Here is a 17,275-nt window from a genome sequence, read left to right as displayed (position 1 = left end):
CCCGGGCCGCTTCGCTTTTGCGCGCCTACAGCTTTTGCGCGGCGCCTACAGCTTTCGAGCCCTACAGCGGCTGGGAGATGTCGCCGCGGAGACGGCTCCACTTTAGCCAGTCGCCCCACGACTCCTGCCAGTGGCCCCAGCCGTTGGTCGGCTCGAGCTTGCGCGGCGTCCCCCTGACGATGACGGGGTCGCCGATCAGGGTGTTCTTGAGGAACCACTTGGCGTTCGACGGGCTGACGTTGATGCAGCCGTGGCTCACATTGGAGTTGCCCTGGTCCCCCACCGACCACGGGGCCCCGTGGACGTATTCACCGCTGTTCGAGATCCGGACGGTGTCGTAGACGGTCGTCTGGTAGTACCCCGCGTCGCCGGGGCCGGCGTCGGGAGACGTCATCACGGTGACGTCCTCGCGGGACATCGCCAGATGGACGCCGCTGGTCGTGTAGTGCCTCCACACGCCGCCCATGCCGGCGCTGATCGGGAAGTTCTGGATGACCTTCCCGTCGCGCCTGATCTTCATGTAGTGGGTCTGGGTGTCGGCCTGGCTGATCTGGGACCGCCCGATCGTGAAGTCGCGGACGTAGTCCTGCTTGCCGTACATCCCCTCGGCGCCGCGGACGCCCGAGAGGCGGGCCGTGAACCGGACCGTGGTGTAGGGCGGCCAGTACTCCTTCGGCCGGAAGACGACGTTGCGGTCGTCGTACCAATGCCAGGCCCCCTCGACGGGCTTGGACGCCTGGACGAACAGGTTGCGCTCGACGGAGACACGGTCGGTGATCTTCTTGTCGAACGTCAGCATGATCGGCATGCCCACGCCCACGGTGAGGCCGGTGTCCTGCTTGCTGGGCAGCAGCGTCTCGATCCCGAAGGTCGTGGTGCCCCTCTTCGTGGTGAACGCGCTGGACCTCTGGACGGTCCCCCCGCCGGGTGCGGCGGCCACGGCGGTGACGCTGTAGGAGACGCCAGGAGCCATCGGACGGTCGCTCCGCCACTGGGTGTGGTCGGCGCTGTAAACGCCCGTCACAGGCTGCCCTCCGGCCCGTACGGTGACACTTTTGAGCGCCCCGCCGACGGCGCCGACCGTGATGGGCAGCTCCGGAGGCAGCTCCCGCGCCCCGTCCATCGGGGTAATGGTGATCGCCGCCTTGGCCGCGGGCCCGTCGCCGTCCTGGTCCGTCGACGTGGCGGAACATCCCGCCGCCATGAGAAGGGCCAGCGCCCCTGCACCAGCTCGCACGTCGGTCTCCCCCCGCCTGATCGGTTTCTCTGGGTTATTCCCCGATCACGCTGGGTCCGAGCCCGGGAGAAGCCCGCTCCCGGCAAAAATCCGCCCCGCGGGTGAACGTAAAAACGCCGCGGCCGGTCGGCGAGATCCGCCGACCGGCCGCGACGCGCTGTCTCAGAGCCGTCCCAGAGCGCTCACTCAGAGCGCTCACTCAGTGCGAGAAGTTGCCCCGGTAGTACTGGAAGACGAAGCCGATGGCGCTCATGATCGTGGCGAACAGCCCGATGAAGAAGAGCCACCAGCCGATGGTGAAGCCGAAGAACGTCAGCGCGGCCGACAGGCACACGAACAGCGGCCACCAGCTGTGCGGGCTGAAAAAGCCGATCTCCCCGGCGCCGTCGCTGACCTCGGCCTCCTTGTTGTCCTCCGGCTGGTCGCCGATCCGGCGCGCCGTGAACAGCAGGTAGTAACCGATCATGAACGCCAGCCCGACGGAGATCGCCATGGCCGTGGTGCCGGTCGGTTCCTTCGACCAGAACCAGTACACGGCGTCCGCGGCGGCGAAGAAGATGCCGCAGAGCAGGAACATCCACCCCTGGATCTTCATCAGGCCTCCAGTTCAGGCTTGACCGCGAGGTGCGGGTACTTGAGGTCGAACGCGGGACGCTCGGAGCGGATCCGCGGCAGCGTGATGAAGTTGTGCCGCGGGGGCGGGCACGAGGTGGCCCACTCGAGCGAACCGCCGTAGCCCCAGGGGTCGTCGACGGTGACCTTCGGGGCGGTCTTCCACGTCCGCCACACGTTGTAGACGAACGGCAGCGTCGAGAGACCCAGCAGGAACGCGCCCGCCGACGAGATCATGTTCAGGCCGGTGAAGCCGTCGGACGGCCCGTAGTCGGCGTACCGCCGCGGGAAGCCGCTGACACCCAGCCAGTGCTGCACCAGGAAGGTCAGGTGGAAGCCGAAGAACAGCGTCCAGAAGTGGACCTTGCCCAGCTTGTCGTTGAGCATCTTGCCGGTGAACTTGGGCCACCAGAAGTAGAAGCCCGCGAACATCGCGAACACCACGGTGCCGAAGACCACGTAGTGGAAGTGGGCCACGACGAAGTAGCTGTCGCTGATCTGGAAGTCCAGCGGCGGCGAGGCGAGGATGACGCCCGTGAGGCCGCCGAACAGGAAGGTCACCAGGAAGCCGACCGCGAACAGCATCGGCGTCTCGAAAGACAGGTGGCCGCGCCACATCGTGCCGATCCAGTTGAAGAACTTCACTCCGGTCGGGACCGCGATCAGGAACGTCATGAACGAGAAGAACGGCAGGAGCACCTGGCCGGTGACGAACATGTGGTGCGCCCAGACGGTCACCGACAGGCCGGCGATCGCGATGGTCGCGCCCACGAGGCCGATGTAGCCGAAGACCGGCTTACGGCTGAAGACGGGCAGCACCTCGGTGATGATGCCGAAGAACGGCAGCGCGATGATGTACACCTCGGGGTGGCCGAAGAACCAGAACAGGTGCTGCCACAGCATCGGACCGCCGGTCGGCGAGTCGAAGATGTGCGCGCCGAGCTTCCGGTCGGCCTCCAGGGCGAGCAGCGCGGCCGCCAGCACCGGGAAGGCCAGCAGCACCAGGATGCTGGTGAGCAGGATGTTCCAGGTGAACATCGGCATCCGGAACATCGTCATGCCCGGGGCCCGCATGGTGATGATCGTCGTGATGAAGTTGACCGCGCCGAGGATGGTGCCGAGGCCCGACAGCGCCAGACCCATGATCCACATGTCGCCGCCGAGGCCGGGCGAGGTCACCGCGTTCGACAGCGGGGCGTAGGCCGTCCAGCCGAACGACGCGGCGCCACCAGGCGTGAGGAAGCCCGCGACCGCGATCGTGCTGCCGAACAGGTAGAGCCAGTAGCTCACCATGTTGAGCCGCGGGAACGCCACGTCGGGCGCGCCGATCTGCAGCGGCATCAGCTCATTGGCGAAGCCCGCGAACAGCGGCGTGGCGAACATCAGCAGCATGATCGTGCCGTGCATGGTGAACAGCTGGTTGAACTGCTCGTTCGACACGAACTGCAGGCCCGGCTGGGCCAGCTCGGCTCGCATGACCAGCGCCATGACGCCGCCGATCAGGAAGAACACGAACGACGTGATCAGGTAAAGGTGCCCGATCACCTTGTGGTCGGTCGAGGACAGCCACTTGGCGATGACCGTGCCCTTGGTGTACGGCCGCGCGACGACGCGTGCCGGTTCCTGGATGGCGGTCACTGCGCACTCCCCGCCTGGCTCTTGATGTACTGGTCGAATTCCGCCTGCGGGACGAGCTTCACGGAGAACAGCATCCTGCTGTGGTCGGTACCGCAGAGCTCGGCGCAGCGGCCGGTGAAGACGCCCGCCCGATCGAGCGTCGTGATCTGGAACCTGTTGTGCACGTTCCCGGGGAACACGTCCATCTTGAAGGCGAAGGCCGGCACCCAGAACGAGTGGATGACGTCAGGCGAGTGCAGATCGAACTGCACCTCGCTGTTGACCGGCAGCACGAGCTGCGGACCCTGCGGGGTCTCCACGCTCTGCTTGCTCAGGTCGACCGGGACGCCCGCCGCCACCGCCTTCTGGCCCTGGTACTCGGTGGTGAACCGCCAGCTCCACTGGTAGCCCTCGACGGCCACCTTGATCGGGGCGGTTCCGGTGACCTTCATGATCTCGGTCTCGTCCCGCGCGGTGAAGAAGAAGAACACCGCGACCATGATGACCGGGACGACCGTGTAGAGGATCTCGATCGGCAGGTTGTAGCGCACCTGCGGGGGCAGGTGGTCGGCCGAGCTCTGCTTCTTGCGGTGGAACAGGACCGCCCACAGGATCAGGCCCCACACGACGACGCCGGTGGCGAGAGCCGCGATCCACGACCCGACCCAGAGCGTATGGACGATGGTCGCCTGCTTGGTAACGCCTTCCGGCATGCCGGCACGGGACCACTGGTCGGCGGCCTCTTTGCTACACGCCGTCGCGGACGCCACCACCAGCAGCGCCACGGCGGCGACGCCGGTCAACCGGCGGCGGGCCAACGGTCGCCGTGTCGTACGGCGGGTCGGACTCACGGATCGCCTACCCCACAGATGAAGCCCAAGAGTCCCTCTCTTGGGCGGTTTTTCAGATTTGACGCTCGGGTTCAACCGGCACAACCTTTCCGCCGGTTGCCCCTTTACTTGTTGAGTTCACGCTGGGGGACACATTAGCGCGGACCGGCGGCGCCCCTCTGACCAGCCCCCGTTAGTGTCCTAACCGTGGCCTACTTGGACGCGGCTTCGACCGAACCTCTCCATCCCGCGGCTCGCGACGCCCTGATGGCCGCGCTCGACGCCGGCTGGGCCGACCCCGCGCGGCTGTACGGCACGGCCCGCCGCGCCCAGATGTTACTGGAGCAGGCAAGAGCGGAGGTAGCCGACGTTCTCGGCGCCAGGCCGGACGAGGTGGCCTTCACCTCCTCGGGGACCCAGGCCGTTCACCTGGGCGTCCTGGGCGCCCTTCAGGGCCGCCGCCGGGTGGGCCGCCACCTGGTGGCGAGCGCGGTCGAGCACTCCAGCGTCCTGCAGGCCGCGGCGGTCCACGAACGCGACGGCGGCGAGGTGGAGATCGTCGGCGTCGGCCGCACCGGACAGGCCGACGCGGGCGCGTTCGCCGAGGCGGTCTCCCGGCCCGGTACGGCTCTCGCCTGCCTCCAGTCGGCGAACCACGAGGTCGGGACGCTCCAGCCGGTCGAGGAAGCCGCCGAGGCGTGCCAGGCGGCAGGGGTGCCGCTGCTGGTGGACGCCGCCCAGTCCGCCGGCCGCCTGCCGATCCCCCGGGGCTGGTCGGTGCTCACCGCCAGCGCCCACAAGTGGGGCGGCCCCGCCGGGGTCGGCGTGCTGGCGATCCGCAAGGGCATCCGCTGGCGCTCGCCGTACCCGGAGGACGAGCGGGAGCGCCGCCGGGTGCCGGGCTTCGAGAACGTGCCCGCCATCGTGGCCGCCGCCGCCGCGCTCCGCGCCAGGGCGGCCGAGGAGGCCGCCGAGGGACCGCGCATGTCCGCGCTGGTGGACCGGATCCGCGCCGAGGTGCCCCGGCTGGTGCCCGACGTCGAGGTCATCGGCGACCCGGTCCGGAGGCTGCCGCACATCGTGACCTTCTCCTGCCTCTACGTCGAGGGTGAGGCGCTCCTGACAGAGTTGGACAAGGCGGGCTTCGCGATCTCGTCCGGAAGCTCCTGCACGGCTAGTACGCTTCGGCCATCGCATGTTCTGGAGGCAATGGGCGTGCTTACGCACGGGAATGTCCGGGTATCGCTGCCCCGTGGCGTGTCCGAGGGCGACATCGATCGCTTTCTCGCCGTCCTCCCGGACATCGTGCGGCGGATCCGGTCGAGTTTGGGGGTTCACTGATGTGGCGCAGGCGGTCGGGTGGCGGCGGGAAGGCGCCGGAGACTCCACCCCTCGAATCCCGCGACCCCCGGCAGCCCCGAGAGCAGCCGGAGCCGCGCGGGCCCGAGGAGACGCCCGCGCTGACGATCGACGCGCTGGGCCGCAAGTGCCCCATCCCGATCATCATGCTGGCCGAGCGGATCAACCACGTGCCGATGCGCGACGTGGTCGCCGTCCTCGCCGACGACCCCGCCGCCTTCACCGACATCCCCGCCTGGTGCAGGCTCAAGTCGCACGAGCACGTGGGGAGCTATGACCTGCCCCAGGGTGGCTGGTCGATCCACGTGCGGCGCAACTACTGAGCCCCACCCATCCCTGGCCCATCCCCGCGCCCGGCTGATCCCTGTCACAGGCTGATCAGCACCTCTGTGAACCCGCGTCAGGCTGAACCGCGTCAGGCGTAGTGGCACCTGACGTGCGGGGCCACCTCGTCCGCCGCCGCCTGGCCGTACGCTCCGGCGAAGCGCTCCAGGAAGACGCGCTGGCCCAGCTCGTACTCCTGGCCGCCGACCCGCTCCAGGACGTGGGTCGCCGTGAGGTTCCCGATCTGGCCGCAGCGCTCCAGTGACAGGCCCCACGCGAGACCCGACAGGAAACCGGCCCGGAACGCGTCGCCGACGCCGGTCGGGTCGGCCTTGCCCAGCTCCGGGGCGGGCGAGATATGCAGGGACGGCTCGCCCTTGCGGTCGATCCGCGCGCCCTTCGGGCCGAGCGTGGTGACGCGGACGCCGACCCGGTCGAGGATCTCCTCGTTGGACCAGCCCGTCTTCTGCTCGATCATCCCGAGCTCGTAGTCGTTGCTGAACAGGTAGGCCGCGCCCTCCACCAGCAGGCGGATCTGGTCGTCCGGCATCCGCGCCAGCTGCTGCGACGGGTCGGCCGCGAACGGGATGCCCCGGTTCCGCGCCTCGTCGGTGTGCCGCAGCATCGCCGCCGGGTCGTTCGGGCTGATCAGGACCAGGTCGAGCCCGCCCAGCCGCTCCGCGATCGGACCGAGCTCGATCTCCCGCGCGTCGGCCATCGCGCCCGTGTAGAACGACGCGATCTGGTTGTGGTCATCATCCGTCGTGCAGAGGAACCGTGCGGTGTGGTGCAACTCGGACACGTGAACCGACGCGCAGTCGACGCCGTGCCGTTCCAGCCACGAGCGGTAGTCGGCGAAGTCGGTGCCCACGGCGCCCACCAGCACCGGGCTCAGCCCCAGGCACCCCATCCCGAAGGCGATGTTGGCCGCGCATCCGCCGCGGCGGATCTGCAGATCGTCGACGAGGAACGACAGCGACACCCGGTCGAGCTGTTCGGCGATCAACTGGTCGCCGAAGCGGCCGGGGAAGGTCATCAGATGGTCGGTCGCGATGGAGCCGGTGACGGCGATGCGCACGGGGTCATTCTCCTCGTTGTCAGCATCTGGGGATGGGAAGGCAATCTTGGCGAACCCGTCGAGCGTACCGTCTCGACATGACGACGCCCCGCACGGGAAACCCGTACGGGGCGGTCTGCCAAGCTCAGGACAGCCTTGCCGGCAGCCCTCTCCGAGCCCTTGCTCCGAGCCTTAGTTGAACGAGTCGCCGCAGGCGCACGAACCCGTGGCGTTCGGGTTGTCGATCGTGAAGCCCTGCTTCTCGATGGTGTCCACGAAGTCCACCGTGGCTCCGGTCAGGTACGGCGCGCTCATCCGGTCAGTGACGACGCTCACACCGCCGAAGTCCGAAACGACGTCGCCGTCCATGGAGCGGTCGTCGAAGAAGAGCTGGTAGCGCAGGCCGGAACAACCACCCGGCTGCACGGCCACGCGCAGCTGCAGTCCTTCCTCGCCCTGCTGCTCCAGCAGGCTCTTGACCTTGGCGGCGGCCGCATCAGTCAGGACCAGGCCCTGCTGTGTGGTCTCGCTGCTCTCAACCGTCATCTGATGACTCCCGCGTCTGCGCCAACCGCCCACCCGGAGCGGTCGATTGATTCCGACGTCCTACCTAGACGCTACCAACACCCGCCGATCGCTACACATTCCTGCTTATGGCGCGGGACCGGTTGACCTTGGAAGGGCCGCCGCCATGGGCTGGGCGGAAGGGGGGCGGAATAGGTGGTGTGAGGGGTGTGTAATTATTAGTCGTCAATTCGACGATAAGTCCCCGAAGGGGGTGTGGTCGTGACGATCACCGAGACCGGGCTTCCGCTCTTCATCCTCGGCCGGGGCACCGACCCGCACAGTGAGCGCGGAGTCGACTGTCCCGGCGAGCTTCCCTCCGCGTCCGACCCGGCGCTGGTGGAGCGCGCCAGGGCGGCCAAGGAGCGGCTCGGCGACCGGCTGTTCGTGCTCGGTCACCACTACCAGCGCGACGAGGTCATCCAGTTCGCCGACGTGACCGGAGACTCGTTCAAACTGGCCCGCGAGGCGGCCGCGCGGCCCGGCGCGGAGTACATCGTGTTCTGCGGCGTCCACTTCATGGCCGAGTCGGCCGACATCCTGACCGGCGACTCCCAGAAGGTCGTCCTGCCCGATCTCGCGGCGGGCTGCTCGATGGCCGACATGGCCACCTTCACCCAGGTTGAGGACTGCTGGGACGCCCTGGAGGACGCCGGGATCGCCGACCAGGTCGTTCCCATCACCTACATGAACTCCAGCGCCGACATCAAGGCGTTCTGCGGCCGCCACGGCGGCGCGGTCTGCACCTCGTCGAACGCGAAGAGGGCCCTGGAGTGGGCCTTCGAGCAGGGCCAGAAGGTCCTGTTCCTGCCCGACCAGCATCTCGGCCGCAACACCGCCGTGCTGGAGATGGGCCTGTCCCTGGACGACTGCGTGGTCTACAACCCGCACCGGCCGAACGGCGGCCTCACCCGGGAGCAGCTCGAGAACGCCAAGATGATCCTGTGGAAGGGCCACTGCTCGGTGCACGGCCGGTTCACGGCGGAATGCGTCGACGAGGTCCGCGCCCGCATCCCGGGTGTGAACGTCCTCGTCCACCCCGAGTGCCGCCACGAGGTCGTCACCAAGGCCGACTACGTGGGCTCGACCGAGTACATCATCCGCACGCTGGAAGAGGCTCCCGCCGGCTCGTCCTGGGCCATCGGCACCGAGCTGAACCTGGTCAAGCGCCTCGGGCAGATGTTCCCCGACAAGTCGATCACGTTCCTCGACCGGACCGTGTGCTACTGCTCGACGATGAATCGGATCGACCTGCCGCACCTGGTCTGGGCGCTGGAGTCGCTCGCCGCCGGGGAGGTCGTCAACCAGATCACGGTCGACCCGGACACCACCCACTGGGCCAAGGTCGCCCTCGACCGCATGCTGGCGCTCCCCTGATCTGATCTCTGATCAGATGGCGGAACGCTCGGCCCACCACCGGAGGAGGGTGGAGTCGCCCTCAATGACGTAGTCCTCGGGGCGGTCCTGGGGGCGACGCCTTCCCCAGGCCATCAGGAGCACGTCGCGGGCGGTGGCCGTACGGACCGTGGACTGGCCGGGGGCACTGGACCGCTCGTAGGAGAAGCCGTCAGGGGTCAGGCGGATGAGCCAGCCCGTCCCCGTGCCGGGCTGCCAGGAGATCGTCTCGCCGTCGCCCCTGAGCTCGGCCAGGAGCGGCCGCCAGCTCGCGTAAGGGAGAACGTCGAGCAACTCGCTGACGCCGTCGGCCGCCACGTCCTCGTCGACCAAGGACTGGTCATCGACCAAGGACTCGGCGATCGAGGGCTCGGCGCCGACGGCGAGCTCCACGTCGGCCCGGTGGATGACGGTCTCGTGGAGCTGACGCCGTGACCAGAAGCGCGCGTGCCGGTCACCCGCCCACGACCACATCTCCGCATCGGGGTCCTGTTCCTTCAGCGCCTCCACCAGCAGTACGGCTCCCTCCTCCAGCCAGGCCGGGTAGTCCTCGAAGCGGCTGGGAAGGCCGTGGTCCATCGCCTGCCTGTCGTAGCGGCGCGGGGCGAGGTCGCGGACCATGGCTGCCGCCCACCGGTGGACCGCCCCGGTGTGGGCGACCAGCTCAGCGAGGTCCCACCCCGGGCAGGTGGGCACAGGCGTCGCCGGGTCATGGCCTCGCACGGCTTCCGCCATCCGGGCGATCTCCCGGCCGGTCGCGTCGGCGTACTCGATGTGGGTCCATTCCTTGGTCGTCATGTCGCTCATCGTGGCCTATCGTCGCTCATCGCGCCGTCCGCGTGTAGCGGAGGGCGACCTCCTTGTAGGCGTCGGTGGACGCGGTGGCGAGGCGCCGGACGACCGTGCCGTCGAGAGCGGCGACCACGATCTCGCAGCCGTCGCCCGCGCGGCGCCACCCCGCGATGTGGTCCTCGTCGTACCAGCCGATCAGCCGTTCGGACGGGAACGGCACGCGGGCACGCTCGGCGCCGTCGGCCGTCCAGGCGCAGACCTGGGCGGACGTCTTCGGGCACCTGGTCAGCAGCAGGCCTCCCGAGGGGGACACGATGTCACCGGCGATCTCGATCGGCGTGCCGACGTTCGTCAGCGTGGTGAGCGCGGCGCCGTCCAGGGCATAGAAGCGGATGCCCTCCCCGGCGGCCGTGGTCGCCCACGTCGCCACGGCCCGCCCGTCTCCGCGCCAGAAATACGACCACTCCCCCACGTCCGGGTCTGTGACCTTGACGAACGTCGCCGTCCATGCCACCACGTCCACGATGACGAACCCGGCTCCGTCGGGCCTGTCCCCCGCAACGGGCCTGAGCGCCGTCAGCAGGATCTTCGAGTGGTCCGGCGACCACGCGGGAGACGAGACGTACAGCGGCGCCTTCACGGTCTCGATCGTGCGGGGCCTCCCCGTCACGCGGTCGATGACCGACACGGCGGCGTGGCCTGACGAGGCGTACCCGGTGTCGATCCCCACCGCCCTCGCACCGCCGTCCTCGACCTGGACCTCGAAATATCCCGGCGCCTTCGCGAAGCCGTTCCCGCCCGCCATGTCTCCGGCCCGCGAGCCCCCCGCCCGCACGTCCCCGCCGCCTGAGCCCCCGGTCCGCGAGTCCCCGCCCCCTGTGTCTGTGGTCCGTACGTCCCGGTCCCGCAGATAGACGTCGTCCCCGACGGCGTAGGACGTGACCTTGATGGGGTCGTCCGCCTTCTCCTCCAGGACGATGGAGGTGCCCGGCAGAGCGCGGCCGTCTGAGGGGGCAGCCGGCGCCGGATCCCGAGTGTTGACGAGCAGGAACCCGCCTCCCGCGAGAGCCAGCACGACCGCCAGCACGACCACCGGCACCGGCAAGACATGCGGCAGCCGCCTCGCCCCCCGGCCTCCCAGACTGTGGCTCGCCGCGTCGCCCGCATTCTCGTGGCCGGCCCGCCTGCCCGGCCGTGTCGGGACGGCATCCGCGGCGCCATTCGAGACCGCATGTACGGCGGTGCCCGGCGAGGCGGCAGCCGTACCCTCCTGGAGGAGGCCGTCGTCCTGGGGAAGTGAGCGGCCCGGGAGACCGACCTGCTCCTGAAGCGCGGCACCGGGCGGCATGCCCGTGAGGGGCCGCACGGCGTCACCGGGCGACGCGGCGGGGGCGTGGCCGAGGAGGCGGAGGAGGATCTCGCCGGACGTGGGGCGGGCGGACGGGTCCTTGGCGAGGCACTGGGTGACCAGGCCGCGAAGGGGCTCCTCGATCGAACCGAGGTCGGGCTCGGCGTTCACGATGCGGTTGAAGACGGCCGGGAGGCTGTCGCTGCCGAAGGGCGGCTCCCCTGTGGCGGCGTAGACCATCGTGCAGGCCCAGGCGAACATGTCGGCGGCGGTTCCGGCCTGCTCGCCGGAAAGCTGCTCGGGCGTCATGTAAGCGGGCGTGCCGACCGCCACCGAGGTCAGCGTCGAGGCGCGGTCCAGCGCGCGGGCGATGCCGAAGTCGATGACGCGCGGCCCGTCCTGGCCGAGCAGCACGTTGGACGGCTTGAAGTCCCGATGCACGACGCCCGCCTGGTGGATCGCGGCCAGGGCGGTCACGGTGCCGACGGCCAGGCGGTGCAGGGCCGGACCGTGCCGTGGCCCGTCGCGTTCGACGACGGCGGCCAGGGTTGGGCCGTCGATGTACTCGCTGGCGATGAAGGGGCGATGGGCGTCGACGCCCGTCTCGATGACCTGGGCCGTGCAGAACGCGGCCACCCGCCGGGCGACGGAGACCTCCCGGACAAAGCGATCCCGAGCCTCGCCGTTCCCCGCGAGGTCGGAGCGGAGCACCTTGACCGCCACCGGCGATCCGGACGGCGCGGTGCCGAGGTAGACGGTGCCCTGGCCGCCCTCGCCGAGACGCGCGGTGAGCTGATAGCGGCCCACGCGCGTGGGATCCCCCGGCCGCAACGCCTCCGCCCCACCCCCTCCCGCGGTGATCATGCACAGACTCCCGTGTGCGGCGGGTGAGCTGGGACCACGCATTTCGTGATCATGCGCAGGTTCCCGTCCGCAACGGTTGAGCTGGACCAAAGCGCTCGGTGATCATGCAATATCCGCAGCATGATCACGGGGGATGTTTGCCCAGCAAGCCCATCATGACGAGGAAAGCATGCATGATCACGATCGGTGGTGACGGAGGTCTGCCGCATGCCGGGGAACCTGTGCATGATCACCGCCGGTGGGGGGTGGGGTGGTGGGGGGGTCAGAGACCGGGAGCGCCCCAGACGGGGAACCAGCGCGAGAGGTCGGGCTCGATCTTGAGCTCGTCGGTTAGGACGCCACGCACCTGCAACTCCAGGGCGTTGTCCCGGCGGGTGCCTCCCGCCGGGGCGAACGGGTAGAAGGTGCCCTGCTTGTAGAGGTAGACGATCGCCAGCTTGCGGCCCGACGAGTCGGCGAAGGTCACGAGCGAGCAGAGCAGGGACGGCCCGAAGCCCGCCGCCTCCAGCGAGGAGTTGGCCGCGTGGAGGTCCGTCACGAGCCCCGACACGTCAGGGTTGCGGACCAGCAGCCAGGTGTAGCCGTAGGAGTCCTGGGAGACCTCGGCCTTCCCCAGCAGGGCCTCGATGTCCTTTTCGAGCTGGGCGAACGCGCCGCCCTCCGCTGCCCGGAAGGAGACCGAACCCACGCCGGTCGGGGTGAAACCCGTCGCCGCCTGCAGCGTCACCGCCGCCGACGGCAGGGCGAACAGCGCGTCGAGATCCGGCTTCGCCGCCTTCGTACGCCCCAGAAGCGCGTCGAACCAGCCCATAACCGTCCCCTCAGCGTCCTTCGGTGTCCCTTTTCAGCCCCTTGCCGCCCTTTGCCAACCCTTAAGCGGCCCTTTCAGCGGCCCTTTCAGCGGCCCTTTCAGCGGCCCAGCATGGCCGAGATCCTGGCGAGCTGCTCCAGGCGCCGCTCCAGCGGCGGATGGGTGGAGAACAGCGCCGCGACGCTATCGCCCGACAGTGCCGGGGCGAAGTAGAAGGCGTTGAACGGCTGTGCCTCGCGCAGGTCCCTCGTCGGGATGCGGGCGATCTCCCCGCTCACCTTCGTCAGGGCGCTCGCGAGGGCCGACGGCCGCTGGGTCAGCAGCGCACCCGCCCGGTCGGCGGCCAGCTCGCGGTAACGCGACAGCGCCCGCGTGAGCAGGAAGCTGATCGCGTACACGATGGCCGAGACCGCGAGGATGATCAGGCCGACGGGCGGGCCGTTGTTGTTGTCCCTGCGGCCTCCCCCAGCGAGACCGGAGTAGAGCGCGACCCGGGTCATCAGCCCGGCGACGATGCCCAGGAACGAGGCGATGGTCATCACCGCCACGTCCCGGTGCGCGACGTGCGACATCTCGTGGGCTATGACGCCTTCGAGCTCCGGCCCGTCGAGCCTGCGCAGCAGGCCCGTGGTCACGCAGACGACCGAGTGCTTCTGGTCGCGCCCGGTGGCGAAAGCGTTGGGGACGTCGGAGTCGGCGATCGCCACGCGGGGCTTGGGCATGTTCGCCATCGCGGCGAGCCTGTCGACGATGCCGTGCAGCTCGGGAGCCTCCTGCGGGGAGACCTCCCGCCCGTGCATCGCGAACAGCGCGATCCGGTCGGACAGGAAGTACTGCACCAGCAGGAGGCCCGCGGCGATCACCAGCACCGTCACCGCCCGCACACCGGCGGCGATCAGCGCGGCCACGAACGCGACATACAGCAGGCCGAGCAGGAACATCGTCACGGTCATCCGGACCGTGAGGCCGCGATCGGGGGCGAACCTTGTGCGGGCCATCAGCCAGGGATGAGCCCGGTGTCCCCGAGCATCTCCCGCACTTCCTCGATCGAAGCGTCGGCGGGCGGCAGGATCAGCTCGGACGGCTCCAGCGAGTCGTCCGGGAGGGCGCTGCCCACCTGGCGGACCTTATCCAGCAGCGCGTGCAGCTTGGTGCGGAAGGCGGCCTCGTCGTCGGACTCGATGGCGGCCTCGAGCTCGCTGTCGAGCGCGTTGAGGACCTCGATGTCGGCGGCGCCGATCTCGACCTGTCCCTCACCCATGATTCTGACGATCACAGGCCCTCCCCCGGCTGACGGTACTGCTGGGTGGGCTGCGACGACGGCTGGGCCGCCTGGCCCGGCTGCCCGGCCTCGATCGCGCTCTTCGGCGCGGGGCCCTGGCCCAGCTCGGCCTTCATCCTGGCGAGCTCCAGCTCCACGTCGGTGCCGCCGCCCATGCGGTCGAGCTCCGCCTGGATGTCGTCGCGCTGGCCGGTGAAGTCGTCGAGCGCGCCGCTGGCGAGCAGCTCGTCGATCGCTCCGGCGCGCGCCTGCATCTGGGCGGTCTTGTCCTCGGCGCGCTGAATCGCGAGGCCGACGTCGCCCATCTCCTCGGAGATGCCGGAGAACGCCTCGTTGATCCGGGTCTGCGCCTCGGCGGCCGTGTAGGTGGCCTTGATGGTCTCCTTCTTCGTGCGGAAGGAGTCGACCTTGGCCTGGAGCCGCTGGCTGGCGAGGGTGAGCTTCTCCTCCTCGCCCTGAAGATTGTTGTACTGGATCCGAAGGTCGGCGATCTGCGTGTTCAGGCCGTTACGCCGGGTCAGCGCCTCGCGTGCCAGGTCCTCACGGCCGGCGGAGAGCGCCTGCCTGCCCTGGTTCTCAAGCTTCCCGGCCTGACTCTCAAGCTGGTTGATCTGCAGCTCCACCCGCTTGCGGCTGGTGGCCACGTCGGCCACGCCCCGGCGGACCTTCTGCAGCAGCTCCAACTGCCGCTGGTACGAATAGTCCAGGGTCTCCCGCGGATCCTCCATCTTGTCCAAGGCCTTGTTGGCCTTCGACTTGAAGATCATCGAAAGTCTCTTCATCACGCTCATGCGCGTCGGCCGTCCCCTTCTTAAAGGTTGTGCGTGGGTAACCCCAGCCGTTCCAGCCCCTTTTAGGCGGCGTCGCCGCCTGGGTTCACCCTACGCATAACGCGCGAGGGCGTCACTAAGTTGCACGCCCGGTAGGCTGGGCGACGTGTTCCGACGTCGTTCCCAGACCCCTACGGCCGACTCCCCCGTCCCTGTAGACGATCCTAAGCCCCAGGGGACTCCGGGCAAGGGCCGTCCCACCCCCAAGCGGAGTGAGGCGCAGGGCCGCCGCCGCTCCCCCGTGACGGCTCCCACCAACCGCAAGGAGGCCTACCGCCTCCAGCGCGAGCGCGACCGAGCGACCCGGGTCCGCCAGCGTGAGGGCATGCTGCGCGGCGACGAGCGGTACCTTCAGCCGCGTGACCGCGGCCCGGCGCGCAAGTTCGCCCGCGACTGGGTCGACTCCCGCCGCCTGCCAGGGCAGTACTTCCTGCCGGCCGTCTTCGTCATCATGCTGGTGTCGATGGTGCCGTTCCCGGTCCCCGTCCGGTCGGTGGTGCTGCTCGTCTACACCCTGTCGCTGCCGGTGGTGATGGTGCTCGTCCTGGTCAGCTCGTTCTACGTGGCCGGGCGTGTGAGGAAGGAAGTCGCCGAGAAGTTCCCAGACGAGAGCCTCAAGGGCATCGGGTTCTACGCGGCCATGCGGTCCTCGCAGATCCGCCGCCTGCGCTTCCCGAAGCCGACCGTGCTGCCCGGCGGCAAGCCGGTTCCCTCCAAGAGCTGACCGGCCCGCTCCCCCAGGTCGTACGGCGCCCCGCCCGGCAACGGGCGGGGCTTCGTCACTCGTCGGGGAATTCCCAGCTCAGACTGCCGTCGGACACTGTGGGGGTGGACCCGTGCAGGACGGGGGCGCCCGTAACGAGCGCGTCGGCGATGGTCTTGAGCATGCGGTAATACGACGGCCACTGGGCATGGGTGGGCGGCCCGTTTTCGGGGAAGTATTCGCCGATCTCGCCGGTCCGGGAGTCGGCGAACAGGAAACCACCGTCCCCCGGGACCGCGAAGGGCACCCAGTCGCGGCTCACCGGGCAGGACATCTTCCAGTAGGCGGCGATGTCCGCCGCTCCCACCATTGTGTAGAACGGCGGAAGCGCCAGGCCGGAGCCGCCCGGCCCGCCGTCGTGGCGCAGCAGGGATGCCCGCAGCGAGTCGGGAACGCGCAGCCCCGTCTTCGCCTCCACCTCGGCGATCTCCCGGGCGCTCGCGGGGCGGGTGAGCCGCTTGTACGTCTCGGGCGCGTGGGCCTTCAGCCACTTCTCGATGCGCCGCCACTGCCTGTTGACCGCCGCGGTGACACGCGGATCGATCGGCCGGACCACCGGCTTCTTCCCCGCCTTTGGCGGTTCACATCCCGGATCGGACTGAGCGATCTCGGCAGCCGGTGAGGGCGCCGCGGCCACGTCGGTCGAGCCGGCCGGATTCACCGGGTCACCGGATTCCGCCGGGTCAGGCACCTCGGCGTACGAGAAGGGGATCGGCTCCGGCCCCGAGAGCGACCACCCGCCCGAGTCGCCGTCCTCGCCCACGTCGTCGTTCATGTCGTCGTCGTCGCAGAGCCCGGCCGCCGGGTCGCCGCAGTTTCCGGCGTACGGCACCTGCCCCGGGAGGTCGTGTCCGTAATAGGCGTCTTCCGAGGACTCGGCCTCAGATTCCGGCGAATCCGGATAAGAGGACTCTGGCCCGGTGCCCAGCCCGAGCCAGCTCATGGAGTCGCCGCCGAACGTCGCGGAGTCCAGTGCCTGGGAGGCGAGGAACAGCACGCCGAGCGCGATGGCGACTTGGGCCCAGCGGATCGTCCGTCTGCGGGTAGTGGCGTCGAGAGCGGCGAAGCGCTCCGAGAGCGGCTCCCGGCCCGCCCGGGCGGCGACCAGCCGGGCGATCAGCGCTCCGCCTTCCGGCCGGTCGTAGCGCTTCAGGTCCTCGGCCGTGGGCAGCCCCAGCACGGGCTCCGCGTAAGGTTCCGGAGGTTCGGGAGGTGTGGTCCCCGGCTCGGCCTGCCGGGCGGCCTGGTGATCGCGTCCAGGCGTCTCCGGGAGCCCGCCGGGGAGAACGGAGCTCGCCGACCGCTGGACGCCCTCCGGCCGCCCGAAATCCGCCGCCCCCCGGAAACCCGCCGCGGGCCGGGAGGCCGTACGGCGCCGCATGACGGCCACTCCCAGGGCGACGCCGGCGGCTAAGGCGAGCGCTGCCGCGAGGGCCAGCCGTACGGGATGAGAGGTGATCAACCGGCGCACGGCGGGCACTTTATCGCGATCCGGGCCCACAGCCGTGGCGGATGAGCGGAAGCCCCCATCCCAAGGTCAAGCTTCGGCCAACGGCGGCCTCGCACCGGGGTGTCCCGATGATCTTGCGG

Annotated in this window: 17 protein-coding genes; 4 read left to right on the top strand and 13 right to left on the bottom strand. The window is 69.5% G+C overall.

The window, feature by feature from the left end:
• Positions 1 to 61: 61 nt before the first annotated feature.
• The 4 genes from N5079_RS07615 to coxB form a co-directional block, all read right to left on the bottom strand.
• Positions 62 to 1,237, bottom strand: a complete 1,176-nt coding sequence (locus N5079_RS07615) for an Ig-like domain-containing protein (RefSeq protein ID WP_261582865.1) — start codon at positions 1,235 to 1,237, stop codon at positions 62 to 64.
• A gap of 199 nt (positions 1,238 to 1,436) precedes the next feature.
• On the bottom strand, positions 1,437 to 1,832 hold the full coding sequence (locus N5079_RS07610; RefSeq protein ID WP_261582864.1) for a cytochrome c oxidase subunit 4: 396 nt from the start codon (positions 1,830 to 1,832) through the stop codon (positions 1,437 to 1,439).
• Entirely contained in the window at positions 1,832 to 3,487 is a 1,656-nt protein-coding gene (ctaD, locus tag N5079_RS07605) for a cytochrome c oxidase subunit I (RefSeq protein ID WP_261582863.1), read from the bottom strand. Before ctaD ends, N5079_RS07610 begins: the two co-directional genes overlap by 1 nt.
• On the bottom strand, positions 3,484 to 4,317 hold the full coding sequence (coxB, locus tag N5079_RS07600; protein ID WP_261582862.1) for a cytochrome c oxidase subunit II: 834 nt from the start codon (positions 4,315 to 4,317) through the stop codon (positions 3,484 to 3,486). Before coxB ends, ctaD begins: the two co-directional genes overlap by 4 nt.
• A gap of 186 nt (positions 4,318 to 4,503) precedes the next feature.
• Between coxB and N5079_RS07595 the strand changes: the two genes are divergently transcribed.
• Together N5079_RS07595 and N5079_RS07590 are read left to right on the top strand one after the other, a co-directional pair.
• A complete protein-coding gene (locus N5079_RS07595) occupies positions 4,504 to 5,637 on the top strand; it encodes a cysteine desulfurase family protein (protein ID WP_261582861.1) in 1,134 nt (377 codons plus the stop codon).
• The gene (locus N5079_RS07590) at positions 5,637 to 5,978 is read left to right on the top strand and encodes a sulfurtransferase TusA family protein (RefSeq protein ID WP_261582860.1); all 342 of its coding nucleotides are present in this window, start codon (positions 5,637 to 5,639) and stop codon (positions 5,976 to 5,978) included. The genes N5079_RS07595 and N5079_RS07590 overlap by 1 nt, the downstream gene beginning before the upstream one ends.
• Before the next feature lie 92 nt (positions 5,979 to 6,070).
• On the opposite strand, the gene N5079_RS07585 is transcribed toward N5079_RS07590, so the two are convergent.
• Both N5079_RS07585 and erpA read right to left on the bottom strand, forming a co-directional pair.
• Positions 6,071 to 7,057, bottom strand: coding sequence for a carbohydrate kinase family protein (locus tag N5079_RS07585; protein ID WP_261582859.1), 987 nt, complete (start codon positions 7,055 to 7,057; stop codon positions 6,071 to 6,073).
• Between the two features lie 171 nt (positions 7,058 to 7,228).
• Complete coding sequence (gene erpA / locus N5079_RS07580) at positions 7,229 to 7,582, bottom strand: iron-sulfur cluster insertion protein ErpA (RefSeq protein ID WP_261582858.1); 354 nt, start codon at positions 7,580 to 7,582, stop codon at positions 7,229 to 7,231.
• A gap of 240 nt (positions 7,583 to 7,822) precedes the next feature.
• Here erpA and nadA point away from each other — a divergent pair, with 240 nt between their 5' ends.
• Positions 7,823 to 8,977, top strand: coding sequence for a quinolinate synthase NadA (nadA, locus tag N5079_RS07575; RefSeq protein ID WP_261582857.1), 1,155 nt, complete (start codon positions 7,823 to 7,825; stop codon positions 8,975 to 8,977).
• 12 nt (positions 8,978 to 8,989) lie between these two features.
• Here nadA and N5079_RS07570 read toward each other — a convergent pair whose 3' ends face one another.
• The 6 genes from N5079_RS07570 to N5079_RS07545 form a co-directional block, all read right to left on the bottom strand.
• The gene (locus N5079_RS07570; RefSeq protein WP_261582856.1) at positions 8,990 to 9,793 is read right to left on the bottom strand and encodes a maleylpyruvate isomerase family mycothiol-dependent enzyme; all 804 of its coding nucleotides are present in this window, start codon (positions 9,791 to 9,793) and stop codon (positions 8,990 to 8,992) included.
• Between the two features lie 25 nt (positions 9,794 to 9,818).
• A complete protein-coding gene (locus tag N5079_RS07565; protein ID WP_261582855.1) occupies positions 9,819 to 11,999 on the bottom strand; it encodes a serine/threonine-protein kinase in 2,181 nt (726 codons plus the stop codon).
• A 262-nt stretch (positions 12,000 to 12,261) separates the two neighbouring features.
• Positions 12,262 to 12,810 carry a PspA-associated protein PspAB gene (gene pspAB / locus N5079_RS07560; RefSeq protein WP_261582854.1) on the bottom strand — a complete coding sequence of 183 codons (549 nt, stop codon included), beginning with the start codon at positions 12,808 to 12,810 and terminating at the stop codon, positions 12,262 to 12,264.
• Between the two features lie 98 nt (positions 12,811 to 12,908).
• Positions 12,909 to 13,808 (bottom strand): zinc metalloprotease HtpX, encoded by a 900-nt coding sequence (gene htpX / locus N5079_RS07555; protein ID WP_261582853.1) that lies wholly within the window; start codon positions 13,806 to 13,808, stop codon positions 12,909 to 12,911.
• On the bottom strand, positions 13,808 to 14,086 hold the full coding sequence (pspAA, locus tag N5079_RS07550; protein WP_261582852.1) for a PspA-associated protein PspAA: 279 nt from the start codon (positions 14,084 to 14,086) through the stop codon (positions 13,808 to 13,810). The genes htpX and pspAA overlap by 1 nt, the downstream gene beginning before the upstream one ends.
• Positions 14,083 to 14,883, bottom strand: coding sequence for a PspA/IM30 family protein (locus N5079_RS07545; RefSeq protein WP_261582851.1), 801 nt, complete (start codon positions 14,881 to 14,883; stop codon positions 14,083 to 14,085). Before N5079_RS07545 ends, pspAA begins: the two co-directional genes overlap by 4 nt.
• A gap of 145 nt (positions 14,884 to 15,028) precedes the next feature.
• Between N5079_RS07545 and N5079_RS07540 the strand changes: the two genes are divergently transcribed.
• Positions 15,029 to 15,646, top strand: a complete 618-nt coding sequence (locus tag N5079_RS07540) for a DUF3043 domain-containing protein (RefSeq protein WP_261582850.1) — start codon at positions 15,029 to 15,031, stop codon at positions 15,644 to 15,646.
• 55 nt (positions 15,647 to 15,701) lie between these two features.
• Here N5079_RS07540 and N5079_RS07535 read toward each other — a convergent pair whose 3' ends face one another.
• A complete protein-coding gene (locus N5079_RS07535; RefSeq protein WP_261582849.1) occupies positions 15,702 to 17,156 on the bottom strand; it encodes an SMI1/KNR4 family protein in 1,455 nt (484 codons plus the stop codon).
• Positions 17,157 to 17,275: the final 119 nt, after the last annotated feature.

This window comes from Planotetraspora sp. A-T 1434, assembly GCF_025420585.1.
Classification (GTDB): domain Bacteria; phylum Actinomycetota; class Actinomycetes; order Streptosporangiales; family Streptosporangiaceae; genus JAOEGB01.
The sequence above is the reverse complement of the archived record's forward strand: the minus strand, read 5'-3'. Positions and strand labels throughout refer to the sequence as shown.